The sequence below is a fragment of the Aeromonas sp. DSM 116730 genome (assembly GCF_046581335.1).
GTDB lineage: Bacteria > Pseudomonadota > Gammaproteobacteria > Enterobacterales > Aeromonadaceae > Aeromonas > Aeromonas rivipollensis.
In genome coordinates this window covers 3,396,816-3,410,105 of the sequence record NZ_CP144265.1, presented here as the reverse complement: position 1 = coordinate 3,410,105, position 13,290 = coordinate 3,396,816, and the positions used below count along the sequence as shown (strand labels likewise).

Annotated in this window: 13 protein-coding genes; 6 read left to right on the top strand and 7 right to left on the bottom strand. The window is 63.4% G+C overall.

All coding sequences use genetic code 11. The features are described 5' to 3' along the window. Nucleotides 1-223 precede the first annotated feature (223 nt). A complete protein-coding gene (locus tag Aeroheme_RS15550) occupies nt 224-706 on the top strand; it encodes a zinc ribbon-containing protein (RefSeq protein ID WP_043129079.1) in 483 nt (160 codons plus the stop codon). A gap of 214 nt (nt 707-920) precedes the next feature. Here the strand turns inward: Aeroheme_RS15550 and lnt are convergent, their stop codons facing one another. The 5 genes from lnt to miaB form a co-directional block, all read right to left on the bottom strand. After that, nucleotides 921-2,450 carry an apolipoprotein N-acyltransferase gene (lnt, locus tag Aeroheme_RS15545; RefSeq protein WP_234675942.1) on the bottom strand — a complete coding sequence of 510 codons (1,530 nt, stop codon included), beginning with the start codon at nt 2,448-2,450 and terminating at the stop codon, nt 921-923. Nucleotides 2,451-2,648: 198 nt separating this feature from the next. Then, nucleotides 2,649-3,530 carry a CNNM family magnesium/cobalt transport protein CorC gene (gene corC / locus Aeroheme_RS15540; RefSeq protein ID WP_005329827.1) on the bottom strand — a complete coding sequence of 294 codons (882 nt, stop codon included), beginning with the start codon at nt 3,528-3,530 and terminating at the stop codon, nt 2,649-2,651. Nucleotides 3,531-3,629: 99 nt separating this feature from the next. Continuing rightward, nucleotides 3,630-4,100, bottom strand: coding sequence for an rRNA maturation RNase YbeY (gene ybeY / locus Aeroheme_RS15535; RefSeq protein WP_234675943.1), 471 nt, complete (start codon nt 4,098-4,100; stop codon nt 3,630-3,632). Beyond that, nucleotides 4,097-5,155 (bottom strand): PhoH family protein, encoded by a 1,059-nt coding sequence (locus Aeroheme_RS15530; RefSeq protein ID WP_408846206.1) that lies wholly within the window; start codon nt 5,153-5,155, stop codon nt 4,097-4,099. Before Aeroheme_RS15530 ends, ybeY begins: the two co-directional genes overlap by 4 nt. Before the next feature lie 49 nt (nt 5,156-5,204). Next, nucleotides 5,205-6,638 carry a tRNA (N6-isopentenyl adenosine(37)-C2)-methylthiotransferase MiaB gene (gene miaB, locus Aeroheme_RS15525; RefSeq protein ID WP_106887585.1) on the bottom strand — a complete coding sequence of 478 codons (1,434 nt, stop codon included), beginning with the start codon at nt 6,636-6,638 and terminating at the stop codon, nt 5,205-5,207. 226 nt (nt 6,639-6,864) lie between these two features. Between miaB and Aeroheme_RS15520 the strand changes: the two genes are divergently transcribed. Together Aeroheme_RS15520 and Aeroheme_RS15515 are read left to right on the top strand one after the other, a co-directional pair. Next, a complete protein-coding gene (locus Aeroheme_RS15520) occupies nt 6,865-8,028 on the top strand; it encodes an FAD-dependent monooxygenase (RefSeq protein WP_411166161.1) in 1,164 nt (387 codons plus the stop codon). A gap of 33 nt (nt 8,029-8,061) precedes the next feature. After that, nucleotides 8,062-8,640: a cysteine hydrolase family protein gene (locus tag Aeroheme_RS15515; protein ID WP_290030054.1), complete on the top strand. Its 579-nt coding sequence runs from the start codon at nt 8,062-8,064 to the stop codon at nt 8,638-8,640. 98 nt (nt 8,641-8,738) lie between these two features. Here Aeroheme_RS15515 and Aeroheme_RS15510 read toward each other — a convergent pair whose 3' ends face one another. After that, a complete protein-coding gene (locus tag Aeroheme_RS15510) occupies nt 8,739-9,629 on the bottom strand; it encodes a LysR family transcriptional regulator (protein ID WP_163136340.1) in 891 nt (296 codons plus the stop codon). Nucleotides 9,630-9,742: 113 nt separating this feature from the next. On the opposite strand from Aeroheme_RS15510, the gene Aeroheme_RS15505 reads away from it, so the two are divergent. Both Aeroheme_RS15505 and Aeroheme_RS15500 read left to right on the top strand, forming a co-directional pair. Next, nucleotides 9,743-9,967: a hypothetical protein gene (locus tag Aeroheme_RS15505; RefSeq protein ID WP_025326108.1), complete on the top strand. Its 225-nt coding sequence runs from the start codon at nt 9,743-9,745 to the stop codon at nt 9,965-9,967. Then, on the top strand, nt 9,964-10,683 hold the full coding sequence (locus Aeroheme_RS15500; RefSeq protein ID WP_411166160.1) for an HAD-IA family hydrolase: 720 nt from the start codon (nt 9,964-9,966) through the stop codon (nt 10,681-10,683). Before Aeroheme_RS15505 ends, Aeroheme_RS15500 begins: the two co-directional genes overlap by 4 nt. Here the strand turns inward: Aeroheme_RS15500 and Aeroheme_RS15495 are convergent. After that, a complete protein-coding gene (locus tag Aeroheme_RS15495) occupies nt 10,676-11,278 on the bottom strand; it encodes a nitroreductase family protein (protein WP_106887579.1) in 603 nt (200 codons plus the stop codon). The genes Aeroheme_RS15500 and Aeroheme_RS15495 overlap by 8 nt on opposite strands. Nucleotides 11,279-11,559: 281 nt before the next feature. Here Aeroheme_RS15495 and Aeroheme_RS15490 point away from each other — a divergent pair, with 281 nt between their 5' ends. Then, complete coding sequence (locus Aeroheme_RS15490; protein WP_404835338.1) at nt 11,560-13,107, top strand: diguanylate cyclase domain-containing protein; 1,548 nt, start codon at nt 11,560-11,562, stop codon at nt 13,105-13,107. Nucleotides 13,108-13,290 lie beyond the last annotated feature (183 nt).

Here is a 13,290-nt window from a genome sequence, read left to right as displayed (position 1 = left end):
GGATCTGTGAAATGAATAGATAAATCAGCTGGGAAATCCCGATAGAATACCCATATCCTGCGGCGGCAACAACCGCCAGCATCCGCCCAGTCTCAGGCCGACCCGGGCAGCATCGAGGTTTCGCGGAGCAGCAAGGGTGACAGAGGGCGGCAACCACCGCCAGCACGGCTCAGTCTCTGGCTCAGGCCGGGCACGATCAGGGTTCAGCAAAGGAGTAATGGCCATGGACAAACGTCGACAAGGGTATGAAGCCTTCATCGCCCAGCTCAAGAAGCAGTGGGAGGAGACCGAAGAGTTTCAGGGGGAACGCCTCAACCGGATGATCGCCAAGGTACAGGCCTATCTGGAGGCGGCCGGCGATCTGACCCAGGACGAGCTGGCGCTGATCGCAGAATACGTGAAGCGGGATCTCGGCAACTATGACGAGAGTCGCGCCGAGGTGCCCGAGTCCGCCTTTATGCTGGCATTGAAAGACACAGTGTGGTCCTGGCTGGCGGACGTGACAGACCGCGCCCAGGTGGAGTGGAGCGAGCTGGCGGACGAGCTGGAACACAAGGGGGTCTATCGGGCCGGCGACTGGGTGGGGCTGGGGGTGCTGGTGTGCGATCACTGCGAGTGGCGCCACACTGTGCTGCACCCGCAGCAGCTTGGCACCTGCCCGGAGTGCGGGGCCGACGAGTATCACCGGGAGCCGCTCTCCCCTTGAGAACCTGCCCACGATCTTACTGCGAGGCCGTGATCAAGGCTCATGTGCTGCTCAGAATCCTCATGTATTCACATACACTCCGGTTCCTGCGCTGCTCTTTACCTTGCTGACGACCTCTCGTCACAGCTCGTGAACAGATTCGGAGAGAGTGTCAGATCGCTATATTGAGAAGAGGCGCCCCATGGGGCGCCTCTTTTATATGAGCCAGGCTGGCTTAACGCTGGCGAGCCCAGGGGTGGGCGCGGGGCCGCAGCACCAGCGCCAGTCCGAGCAGCAGGGCGGCCAGCGCGTACATGGGCCAGCTGCCAAAGCGCAGATAGGGAGTAGAGCCGTGGGCCGGACGCACCTCGGCACGCAATACCCCGGCCTCGAACTGGGGGATCTGGCCTATGATGCTGCCGTCGATCTCGGTGACTATGGTGATGCCGGTATTGGTGTCACGCAGCAGCGGGCGAGCCAGCTCCAGGGCGCGCATCCGGGCAATTTCCATGTGCTGCCAGGGGCCTATACTGGTGCCGAACCAGGCGTCGTTGGAGACCGTCAGCAGGAAGTCGGTGTCCGGCTGCACGTTGCGGCGCACCTCGTCCGGGAAGATGATCTCGTAGCAGATGGCGGCGGCAAACTTGAGCCCCTTGGCGATCAGGTTCGGCTGCACCTCGTCACCCCGGCTGAAGGAGGACATGGGCAGGTTGAAGAAGGGGGCTATGGGGCGCAGCAGATCTTCAAAGGGCACGAACTCGCCGATGGGCAGCAGGTGGTACTTGTAGTAGCGGTTCTTGTGCTCGTAGTGATAGGACTCCTTGCCGTCCAGATCCTGCACCCCCATGCCGAGCACTGTGTTGTAGAAGCGCTGCTGCTTCAGATCGTAATGGATGATCCCCGCCAGCAGGCCGGTGTCGTTCACCTTCATCGCCTTGTCCAGGCTCTCCAGATAGGTGCCCATCTCCTTCTCTATGGCCGGGATCGCCGATTCCGGCCAGATGATGATGTCGGCGTCCTGGTTCTCGCGACTGAGATCCTGATAGGTGCGCACCGTGGGGATCAAGGCCTCGGGATCCCATTTGAGGGACTGGGCTATGTTGCCCTGCACCAGGGCCACCTTGACCGGCTCACCCCGGGTCACCCAGTTGAGCTGCATCAGCCCCTGGGCGGCGCCAACCAGCACGACCGGCAGCAGCAGCCAGGCCGGTTTGCGGCTCTGCCAGGTGAGCCAGAGGGCGGAGGTGGTGAGCAGCAGGGCGAGGGTGATGCCCTGCACCCCGAGGATGGGAGCGAAGCCCTTGAGCGGGCCGTCTATCTGGGTGTAGCCAAACCAGAGCCAGGGATAACCGGTCATCACCCAGCCCCGCAGCCAGTCGGCCATCAGCCAGAGTGCCGGGAAGGCGAGCAGCCAGCGGCTCCAGTGGCGACCGCCAAAGAAGCGGGCGAAGGCCCAGCAGGCCAGGGTCGGATAGAGGGAGAGATAGGCGCAGAGGCCGGCCAGCAGCACGAAGGCCGCCGGCAGCGGAATGCCGCCAAACTCCGTCATGCTGACATGGATCCACCACTGTCCGGGCAAAAACAGCCCCATGGCATAGCCGAAGCCGCGCCAGGCCGCCTGCTTGGGGTTGGCCTTCTCCAGCAGGGCATAGAGGCCGAGCAGGGAGAGGATCACCAGAGGCCAGTAGCCGAAAGGGGAGAAGGCCAGCACGGCGATGGCGCCAGAGGCCAGGGCGAACAGGCTTGTCAGAAGTTTCGATTTCACGGGGGATCGGGGCTCGAATTGGGCTGAATAAAAGTGGAATGGCCGACATCTTAACCGCAAACCGCGCCAACGGCGAGCCTCCCGGCCAGCCGGATGTCGAAGGGGCGCGCAGCAGGGGAATGGGAGGGGGTGGGGGCGGCAGAATGACAAACGCCCCTGAAAGCAGGGGCGTTGATTGACGGCGCGGGGAGCGCGGGATCAGGACTCCGGCTGGGCCGCCGCGTGATTCTCCGGGATCTTCACCTGCAACTGCTGCAGGCGGCGACGGTCCGCGTGCATCACCTTGAACAGGTAGCCGTCCAGCTCTATCTCCTCGCCCTTCTTGGGCAGGTGGCTGAAGGCATGCATCACCAGGCCGCCCACGGTGTCCACCTCTTCATCGCTGAACTGGGTGCCGAAGAAGTCGTTGAAATCTTCGATCTCGGTCAGCGCGCTGACGGAGAAGACCCGTTTGCTGATGCGGCGGATCTCTTCCGGCTCATCCTCGATGTCGTCAAACTCGTCGTCTATCTCGCCAACAATCAGTTCGAGTATGTCTTCTATGGTCACCAGACCCGAGACGCCGCCGAACTCGTCCACCACTATGGCCATGTGGTAGCGCTCTTCGCGGAACTCCTTGAGCAGGCGATCGACCCGCTTGCTCTCCGGCACTATCACTGTGGGGCGCAGGATCTTCTCGAGCTGCAGCGGCTCGCTGGCGTGATGGCCGCCGAAGCCGAACGGCAGCAGATCCTTGGCGAGCAAGATGCCCTCCACGTGATCCTTGTCTTCGTTGATCACCGGGAAGCGGGAGTGGCCGGATTCGATGATGACGGGCAGGAAGTCGTCCACAGGCTGGGACTTCTCTATGGTCACCATCTGGGAGCGGGGGATCATGATGTCACGCACGCGCAGCTCGGCAATTTCGAGCACGCCCTCGATCATGTCCTTGGTGTCCTGATCGATGAGGTCGCGTTCTTCCGCATCGGCGATGACTTCCACCAGATCATTGCGGTCTTTTGGCTCGCCCTGGAAGAGTTGGCTGAGCTTGTCGAGCCAGGTTTTCTTCGGCGAGCCGGTACTAGGGTGATCGTCGGTCATTTTCTCTCTTGGTTACTCGTGTGAACATTCGGGATGTTGTCTTGCCGATATAAGGATGGCGGCTGTCTGTTTCAAGACGGTGACCCCCTTACCGGCCTGTCACTCTTCTACGTCGTCGTCGAGGTAGGGATCCGCAAAGCCGAGCTCCTGCATGATGTCGCGTTCGAGCTGCTCCATCTCCTCGGCCTCCTCGTCCTCGATATGGTCATAACCTAGCAGATGCAGACTGCCGTGCACAACCATGTGAGCCCAGTGGGCCTCGAGGGGTTTGTTCTGCTCGAGGGCCTCGGCCTCGACCACCTGGCGACAGATCACCAGATCCCCGAGCAGGGGGAGTTCCATGCCGGGAGGAGCCTCGAACGGGAAGGATAGCACGTTGGTGGGCTTGTCCTTGCCGCGGTAGGTGAGGTTGAGCTCGCGGCTCTCCGCTTCGTCCACCAGGCGTACCGTCACCTCGGCCTCCTCCTGGAAACCCAGAATGGTGCCATCGAGCCAGCCTTGCAGCTGGGCTTCGGTCGGCAGGCCGTCGGTGCTGGCGCAGGCCAGCTGCAGATCCAGGGTCACGCTCATTGGGCACTCTCTTTGCTGGTGTTCTCGTTGCGGGTATTGGGGGCGCTCTTCTCGGTCGCCTGCCGGGCGTCGAACGCCTCGTAGGCCTGCACTATGCGGGCCACCACGGGGTGGCGCACCACGTCTTTGGATTCGAAGAAGTTGAACGACAGGCCATCGACCCCCTGCAGCACTTCCAGGGCGTGGCGCAGACCGGACTTGGTGCTGCGCGGCAAGTCCACCTGGGTGATGTCGCCGGTGACCACCGCCTTGGAGTTGAAGCCGATGCGGGTCAGGAACATCTTCATCTGCTCCGTGGTGGTGTTCTGGGCCTCATCCAGGATGATAAAGGCATCGTTCAAGGTTCTTCCGCGCATATAGGCGAGGGGCGCCACCTCGATGATGTTGCGTTCCATCAGCTTCTCGACGCGCTCGAAGCCCAGCATCTCGAACAGGGCGTCGTAGAGGGGGCGCAGGTAGGGGTCCACCTTCTGGGAGAGATCCCCGGGCAGGAAGCCGAGCTTCTCACCGGCTTCCACCGCCGGGCGGGTCAGCAGGATGCGGCGGATCTCCTGACGCTCCAGGGCATCCACGGCGGCGGCCACCGCCAGATAGGTCTTGCCGGTACCGGCCGGGCCTATGCCGAAGCTGATGTCGTGGCGCACTATGTTGCTGATGTACTGCGCCTGGTTCGGGCTGCGGGGCTTGATGAGGCCGCGCTTGGTCTTGACCGTCACCTCCTTGCCATACGGGATGCTCGGCGCCTCGTCATCGTCCTGCTCCAACACCCGGGACTCCTGCACCGTCAGGTGCACCATCTCGGGAGTGATGTCGGTCACCTTGCCCCCCTTGAGGGGCTGGGTCTCCACATAGAGGTGCTTGAGGATGACGGCGGCGGCATCCACCTGCGCCTGCTTGCCGAGCAGCTGAAAGTGGTTGTCACGGTAGCTGATCTCGATGCCGAGACGGCGCTCCAGCTGCTTGAGGTTGTCGTCAAAGGGGCCGCACAGGCTGGCGAGACGCAGGTTGTCGGCGGGTTCCAGGTGCAGGTTCAGGGTCGAGATGTGTCGGCTCAAGGTGTCCTCGTATCGGCTGTTCCCCCCGCCCTCGGGAGGGGGGAGAAAATTAATGGGGTCTGAAGGCCGCCACCCCGAGATCATCGGGGACGTTGTCCGGGCGGCGAGCCAGGATTTCGCTCGGCGCCGTGGCGATGCGCAGATTCATTTCGTCCTCGCCGCGGATGAAGCGGCCACGCAGGGAGTAGGGGCGCACGTCGGTGATCTCCACGTCGGCGAAGCCGCCGATGAGGCGGTGCGGGCCCTCGAAGTTGACCACCCGGTTGTTCTCGGTGCGGCCACTGAGCTGCATGGGATCCATCTTGGAGGGGCCTTCCACCAGGATGCGCTGCACCGAGCCCAGCATGGCGCGGCCGATGAGCATGGACTGGTGATTGATCTGGTTCTGCAGCCGGGTGAGGCGGGCCTTCTTCACCTCCATGTCGACGTCGTCCGGCAGATCGGCGGCCGGGGTGCCGGGGCGCGGGCTGTAGATGAAGCTGAAACTCATGTCGAAGTTGATCTCCTCGATGAGCTTCATGGTGGCCTCGAAATCCTCGTCCGTCTCGTTCGGGAAGCCGACGATGAAGTCGGAACTCATGGTGATGTCGGGACGGGCGGCGCGCAGGCGGCGGATCTTGGACTTGTACTCCAGCACTGTGTGAGGGCGCTTCATCATGGTCAGGATGCGATCCGAGCCGCTCTGCACCGGCAGGTGCAGGAAGCTGACCACTTCCGGCGTGTCCTTGTAGACCTCGATGATGTCGTCGGTGAACTCGATGGGATGGCTGGTGGTGTAGCGAATGCGGTCGATGCCGTCGATGGCTGCCACCAGGCGCAGCAGCTCGGCGAAGGTGCAGTCATTGCCATCGAAGGTCGGGCCGCGGTAGGCGTTGACGTTCTGACCGAGCAGGTTCACCTCGCGGACCCCCTGCTGGGCGAGCTGGGCGATTTCGTAGAGCACGTCGTCGAGCGGTCGGCTCACCTCCTCGCCGCGGGTGTAGGGCACCACGCAGAAGGAGCAGTATTTGGAGCAGCCTTCCATGATGGAGACGAAGGCGGTGACCCCCTCGGCACGGGGCTCCGGCAGGTTGTCGAATTTTTCGATCTCGGGGAAGGCGATGTCCACCTGAGCACCGCGCCCCTCCTGGACCTGCTTGATCATGGCGGGCAGGCGGTGCAGGGTCTGGGGGCCGAAGACGATGTCCACATAGGGCGCACGTTGGCGCAGGGCTTCCCCTTCCTGGGAGGCGACGCAGCCACCCACGCCTATCACCAGTCCCGGTTTTTTCAGCTTGAGCTTCTTCCAGCGACCGAGCTGGTGGAACACCTTCTCCTGGGCCTTTTCACGGATGGAGCAGGTATTGAGCAGCAGGACGTCTGCCTCCTCGGGCTCTTCGGTCAGCGTGTAGCCATTGCTGGCGTCCAACAGGTCGGCCATCTTGGACGAGTCGTACTCGTTCATCTGGCAGCCCCAGGTCTTGATATGAAGTTTCTTGCTCATTGCTACTCTTGACTGTGTTTAAGATCGGCAGGGTCAAAGGACCGGCCATTTTACTCCGCAATCCCGGTGCTGACCAGTCTGGGGCCGCGCCGCCGCCAGATGGCCTGGCCCGTCGCGGCAATTGCCCGCCTGACTCACTGTTTATCCGGTCTCCTTGCGTTATCATGCCCCATTCGGTTCGCCCCTTCTCTCCTTGTCCGGGGCGACCCCTTGCAGGAATCAAGTTATGGAACAATGTGATATCGCCATCGTCGGCGCCGGCATGGTGGGCGCCGCCACCGCCTGCCTGCTGGCGGCAGAGGGTCTCAACGTGCGGGTCATCGAGACCCGGTTGCCGGAACATTACGCCCCGGATCAGCCGCTGGATCTGCGGGTCTCCGCCATCAGCCAGGCCTCGGTGGCGCTGCTGGACAAGGCCGGCGCCTGGTCGCACCTGCAGCAGATGCGGCTGTGCCCCTACCGCCGGCTGGAGACCTGGGAGCTGGACGGCTGCGCCACCCGCTTCGACTCGGCGGATCTGGGGCTGCCCCAGCTCGGCTACATCATAGAGAACCGGCTGGTGCAGCTCGCCCTGCTGAGGCGAATGGAAGATTTTCCCAATATCCAGACCCACACCCCGGCGGCTGTGGTCCGGCTGCAGCAAAGTGCCGGGCACGCCAGCCTGCTGCTCGACGATGGCACCGAGCTGCAGGCGCGCTGGGTGCTGGCCTGCGATGGTGCCGAGTCGCTCACCCGCCGCCTCGCCGGGATAGGGGTGTCGCGCTTCGAGTACCGCCAGCACTGCATGCTGATCAACATAGATACCGAGTTCGAGCAGGAAGACATCACCTGGCAGCAGTTCACCCCGAGCGGCCCGCGCGCCTTCCTGCCGCTGCCGGGCCGGCACGGCTCCCTGGTGTGGTATGACAGCCCCGCCCGCATCCGGGCCCTGGCCGCCATGGGCAACGAGGCCCTGGCCGCCGAGGTGCGCCGTCACTTTCCGGCCCGGCTCGGCGGTTTCCAGGTGACCGGCAAGGGGAGCTTCCCCCTGGTGCGCCGTCACGCCAACCACTACCACGCCGGCCGGGTGGTGCTGCTCGGCGATGCCGCCCACACCATCAATCCGCTGGCGGGGCAGGGGGTCAACCTCGGCTTCAAGGACGTGGCCTGCTGGGCTGAGTTGCTCGGCAAGGCGGGGGCTGACTGGCACGACATCACCCTGGCCAGCCGCTACGAGCGCCGTCGCCGCCCCGACAACCTGCTGATGCAGTCGGGGATGGATCTCTTCTACGGGGTGTTCAGCAACGACATAGGGCCGCTGCGCCTGACCCGCAACCTGGCTCTGACCCTGGCGGACAAGGCGGGCCCGCTCAAGGAGATGGCGCTACGCTACGCTCTGGGGCTGGTATAAGCAGCAGGACATTGACGACGAGGAGGCAGAAGCATGAACAAGGCATTGCTGGTGATCGACTTTATCAACGACATCGCCCACCCGGACGGGCGCATCGCAGCCTCGGCGGCCCATGTGCAGGAGCAGGATGCCATCCTCCATGCCAACCAGGCGCTGGCCCATGCCCGTGCCAGGGGCTGGCTGGTGGTGCTCATCAAGGTCGGCTTCGATGGCGGCTATCTGCTGCAACCCAAGGGCTCCCCCATGTTTGGCCGGGCTCACCAGCTCGGCGCCCTCTCCCTGGACGATAGCGGCACCGACTTCCACCCCGAGCTGGATGTCGCACCCGGGGATCTGGTGCTGACCAAGCCCAGGGTCAGCCCCTTCTACGGCACGGCGCTGGAGCCTGCACTGCGGGCCAATCGGATCGATCACCTCTATCTGTGCGGGGTGAGCACCGGCTGGGCCATTCAGGCCGCCGCCCGGGATGGGCACGATCGGGACTACGCCATCACCATACTGGAAGATGCCTGCGCCGCCGCCGATGCCAATGAGCACCATGCATCCCTGCGCCAGCTCGGTCGCATCGCCGAGGTGATCAAGGTGGCCCAGCTGCTGTCAGATCCCGGCTGAGGTCTTGAGGACGCGCACATCAGATGGGTGCGTGTCCCGGCTCCCACTCTTCCTGCTAGCACGAGAGATCGTGGTCATCCCTTTGGTTTTCCGCCGTTTTATTCAGCCTCCGGGTGCATGGCCCTGACCAGGGTCAGGAAGCGATCCCGAATAGGATCCGCAAAGTCGGGGTTCCACACCAGGCTTATCTCCCACTCGGACCAGGGGCCGGACAGGGGATAGAGGGTCACGTCCTTGCCCGCGATGAAGCCGACGCTGCGGGGCAGTATGGCGTTGCCTATGCCGGCGGCCACCAGGGCCACCAGGGTCTGGATGTCTTCCGCCTCCTGGATCATGCCGGTCAGCCGGTTGGCGCCGAGGAAGCGGGCGATCTGCTGGCTGAGGCCGGGGCAGCGGTGGCCCACCATCTGCAACAGCGGCTGCGTGGTCAGCGCCCGCTCCACGTCGAACGCAGCCGGATCCGGTCCCGTCATCTGGCTCGGCACGGCCAGCACCAGCCGGTCGGTCAGCAACCTGTGCTCCCTCAGCTGTGGCGCCTCTGGCCTTCGCATAAAGCCTATCTGCAGCCGCCCCGCCAGCAGCAGATCGTGCTGGACGGCGGAGGTCATGTCCTGCAGGTGCACCATCACATCGGGGGCCTGCTGCTTGAAGCGGGCCACCAGGGAGGGGGCCAGTGCGAAGCTCGACAGCCCGAACCCTATCTTGAGGCGCCCGGCGGCGCCACTCGCCAGCGCCAGGGCGTGGTGCTCGAATCCCTTGCCGTGTTCCACCAGGGCGCGGGCCTGGGGCAGCAACTGGGTGCCGATGGCGGTCAGCTCTGCACCGTGGCGGCCCCGGTTGAACAGGGTGCTGCCGAGCGCCAGCTCCAGCCCCTGGATCTGCTTGGTCAGCGCCGGTTGCGTGATGAAGAGCCGACTGGCGGCCTCCCGGTAGTTGGCGGTCTCGGCCAGCATGACGAAGGCCTGCAGTTGCCTTAAGTCGAATTTCATTCCATTTGGTTATCCAATGTGACGATTTATTGATTATAAATTATCTAACTGCCTTGTTCTAATGGTCTCGAAACGGGCCTTTGGCCCTCTGACCAGCCACAAGGAGTCATGTCATGTCGAGCGAACGTTATCTGTTCTTGATCAAGGGAAGCCTGGTAATGGCCCAGCCACTGGCGGCGCCGGAGACGGGTGAGCTGTTGACCAGCCTGTTGCAGCAGGGATTTGCCGTCGGGCCCCTGCCGGTGTGGGCGAGCAATACCGAACAGGCGCTCGCCTGCTATGAGCAGTCGGCCCAGCGGCAGGCCTTCGTCGACGTGCTGGCGGGGAGAACCGCATGACCATGCTCACCCTGAGGGCCGAGGCCCTGCTGCTGGACATGGACGGCACCCTGGTGCACTCCACCGACGAGGTGGAGACCGTGTGGCGGCTCTGGTGCCAGGGCCATCGGCTGGATCCCGCGCCTGTGCTGGCCATGTGCCACGGGGTGCGCTCGCGGGAGGTGATCCGCGCGCTGGCGCCACAGCTGGATCTGGCCCGGGAGGTGGCGCTGCTCGACGAGCTGGAGATCCAGCATGCGGGGGTGGCCGAGCCGATCGCCGGGGCCCGCACCCTGCTGGCGGCCCTGGCGCCGGATCGCTGGGCGCTGGTGACCTCCGCGAGCCAGCGGGTGGCGCGGCACCGCCTGGCCAGTGCCGGGTTGCCGTTGCCAAAACTATTGATCGGGGCAGAGGAGGTGGAGCGGGGCAAGCCGGATCCCGAGCCTTATCTGCTCGCCGCGCGCCGGCTGGGTCTTACTCCCGCCGACTGCCTGGTGTTCGAGGATGCCCCGGCGGGGATACTCAGCGCCCTGCAGGCCGGTTGCCCCGTGGTGCAGATCGGGGGCGACAGGCGGCTCGACCCGGCGGTCGTGGCGGTGATCCCCGATTGGAGTCAGGTGACTGTGGTCGCGAAGGAAGCTGGCCCCTTGCTGGTAACGCTGCCGACCCGAGAGGCGGGCAACAAAAAGCCCCCGGCGAGCGAGGGCTTGAGCGGGCGAGACCCCGGGACTATTTGAAGACCCGGAAGCGGACCTCGTCGTCCATGAAGGTCTTGTCACCGGCCGGTTGCTCTATGCTGCCAAAGGGCATCTGGGCACGCAGCAGCCAGCTGGCGGGCAGGTCCCACTCCTGGCGAACCGCTTCGTCGATCAGCGGGTTGTAGTGCTGCAAGGAGGCGCCTATGCCTTCCTGGGCCAGGGTGGTCCAGACCGCAAACTGGGCGATCCCGGTGGCATGTTCGGACCAGATGGGGAAGTTGTCGGCATAGAGGGCGAATTTCTGCTGCAGATCCTTGATGACGGCGGTGTCCTCGAAGAACAGCACAGTCCCGAAACCGGCGCGGAAGCTGCCGTTTACCTTGGCTTCGCTCTGGGGATAGGCCTCTGGCGGCACAATCTTTTTCAATTCAGCTTTGACGATGTCCCACAGCTTGTGGTGCTGCTCGCCAAACAGGATGACGGCACGGGAGCTCTGGGAGTTGAAGGAGGAGGGGCTGTGCTTGATGGCATCCTTGATGAGGGCCGTCAGCTGGGCCTCGGAATGGGTCACCTGGTCACCCAGGGCATAGATGGTACGACGTACTTTGATCTGTTCGATAAACGGACTGCTCATAACATCTCCTTGGTTGATGAATCGTTGCTGCCAGCGTTGCCGACAAAGGTCATCTGGCTCCGATTTCTCGAGTCATGGACTATAACACCTTCTGTGCAAGAAACCGTCAACGCTGGGTGATGACTGTTTCTACTTTTTATGGATATTCAGATGACGAAACCGGGCATGGCCCCTTGATGTCTTTATTGTCATTAACCTTGGGTGTTAATGACTTCAATCAATATAACGGTGGTGTTTTCCACTATAAAATGCATCTTACGTGACATTTTATAGAGGGTGGCATGCCTGCAACTATCATCAAGGAACGCTACTACATACTGACGCCGCTGTCGTTCCTGCTCGGTGCCCTGGTGCTGATCGCCACCCTGTTGCTGGCCGCGGCCAGCTACCTGCGCAGCATAGACAAGACCCTGGCCGGCTATGACCACATGCTCACCTCCATAGACGCCACCCTGATCCACGAGATGGTGCTGGCCAATCGGCGCCAGCTTGGCGTGCTGGAGGCCTCCCTGGACAAGCAGGCCATCGCGAGGGGCGACTCGGCCATCAACGGGATCTGGGCCATAGCCCACCAGTTCAAGCACGACGCCCACTTCCTCTACTTCTACAACGCCCGCTTTGACCGTCTCGACAGCTATCCCGACTGGCCGGTACCGACCGACTATCAGGCGCAGAGGCGCCCCTGGTATCAGGCCCTGGCCAGCGACAGCGACGAGCTCATCTGGTTTGGTCCCTACCAGGAGTTCGGCAGCGACGCAGAGGTCCTGACCCTGATCAAGCGGGTCAAGGATGACGAGGGGCAACTGCTGGGCCTGCTGATGGTCGACATGTCGTTCAACTCGCTGCAGGCGGCGCTGCAACGGGCGATGGGCAGCGACCAGGCCGCCCTCTACATCACAGAGCGCAAGGATGGGCGGCTGGTGGTGGGACACAACCTGTCACTGCTGCCGGCTGTCTCCGGCGCCTCTAGCCAGGGAGCCGGGCTGAGCGTGATCCGCAAAGGCTGTCACCTGAGGTTGCCGCTGTCGGATATCGACTGGGATCTCAACATCTATCTGCCCCCCACCCACTTTCGCGGCAACCTGCAAGATACCCTGCTGATGGTGGTGCTGCCCGCACTGGCGCTGCTCGCCATCTGGCTGTGCAGCCTGCTGTTTCTGGTGCGCATCTTTCGCCAGGAGCAGACCCTGGTGCAGCGCTCCCTCTGTGGCCTCGTTCAGGATGAGGCGCTGATGGAGATCCAGCTGCGCCAGCGCACCTGGTTCGTGCACGGCAGCCTGGGGGAGATCCATCAGGTGAGAAACAGCCTGCAGCAGGGGCAGGATGCCCTGCTGCACGATCCCCTCACCGGCATCATGAACCGGCGGGCCTTCGAGCAGGACAGGGCCAGGCTGGCGCAGGAGGAGAGGCCCCACTGGCTGGTGCTGTTTGATGTGGATAGCTTCAAGCGCGTCAATGACAGCTGGGGGCACGGGGTAGGGGATGGGGTGCTGTTCCGGGTGGCCACCATAATGGCAAGAACCCTGGGAGAGGCTCAGGTCTACCGCATCGGGGGGGATGAGTTTGCGGCCCTGCTGCCCTGGGAGCAGGAAGAGGTCGAGGATCGCCTGACCCATCTGCTGGCCCGGGTGCGGGCGCTGAAGTGGCGCGAGTTTGAGGAGTGCATCACCCTGAGTGCGGGCGGGGCACGCTACCCGGATGACGCCGCTGCCCTGCTCGATCGGGCGGATGAGTGTCTGTACCAGAGCAAGCGGCAGGGACGGGACTGCTGGCATCTGTCAGCCACTTCGCCTCCCTCCAAAGGGGCTGTAGTGACAGTATCTGTCTGACCGTCATCGGGAGAAAAAGGGCCTGAATGGCCGAGAAAGGGGTCACAGTGGGGATAATTTCCCATGTGACCTTTTTTTTTAATTCATTTTCAGTCGGTTAGCCCATGTGATTGAGCCATGTCGCGAAGCAGAGACAGTCAGCCTGTCGGCGAAGACGTCGTAATCCCGGTAGCGGAGTCCGGG

What these genes read in the sequence shown, in the direction of transcription:
- Aeroheme_RS15505 (WP_025326108.1), top strand. Translation starts at nt 9,743, where the DNA reads ATGTCGAGCGAACGTTATCTGTTCTTGATCAAGGGAAGCCTGGTAATG.
- ybeY (WP_234675943.1), bottom strand. Translation starts at nt 4,100, where the DNA reads ATGAGCGTGACCCTGGATCTGCAGCTGGCCTGCGCCAGCACCGACGGC.
- Aeroheme_RS15550 (WP_043129079.1), top strand. Translation starts at nt 224, where the DNA reads ATGGACAAACGTCGACAAGGGTATGAAGCCTTCATCGCCCAGCTCAAG.
- Aeroheme_RS15520 (WP_411166161.1), top strand. Translation starts at nt 6,865, where the DNA reads ATGGAACAATGTGATATCGCCATCGTCGGCGCCGGCATGGTGGGCGCC.
- Aeroheme_RS15515 (WP_290030054.1), top strand. Translation starts at nt 8,062, where the DNA reads ATGAACAAGGCATTGCTGGTGATCGACTTTATCAACGACATCGCCCAC.
- Aeroheme_RS15490 (WP_404835338.1), top strand. Translation starts at nt 11,560, where the DNA reads ATGCCTGCAACTATCATCAAGGAACGCTACTACATACTGACGCCGCTG.
- Aeroheme_RS15510 (WP_163136340.1), bottom strand. Translation starts at nt 9,629, where the DNA reads ATGAAATTCGACTTAAGGCAACTGCAGGCCTTCGTCATGCTGGCCGAG.
- corC (WP_005329827.1), bottom strand. Translation starts at nt 3,530, where the DNA reads ATGACCGACGATCACCCTAGTACCGGCTCGCCGAAGAAAACCTGGCTC.
- Aeroheme_RS15500 (WP_411166160.1), top strand. Translation starts at nt 9,964, where the DNA reads ATGACCATGCTCACCCTGAGGGCCGAGGCCCTGCTGCTGGACATGGAC.
- miaB (WP_106887585.1), bottom strand. Translation starts at nt 6,638, where the DNA reads ATGAGCAAGAAACTTCATATCAAGACCTGGGGCTGCCAGATGAACGAG.
- Aeroheme_RS15495 (WP_106887579.1), bottom strand. Translation starts at nt 11,278, where the DNA reads ATGAGCAGTCCGTTTATCGAACAGATCAAAGTACGTCGTACCATCTAT.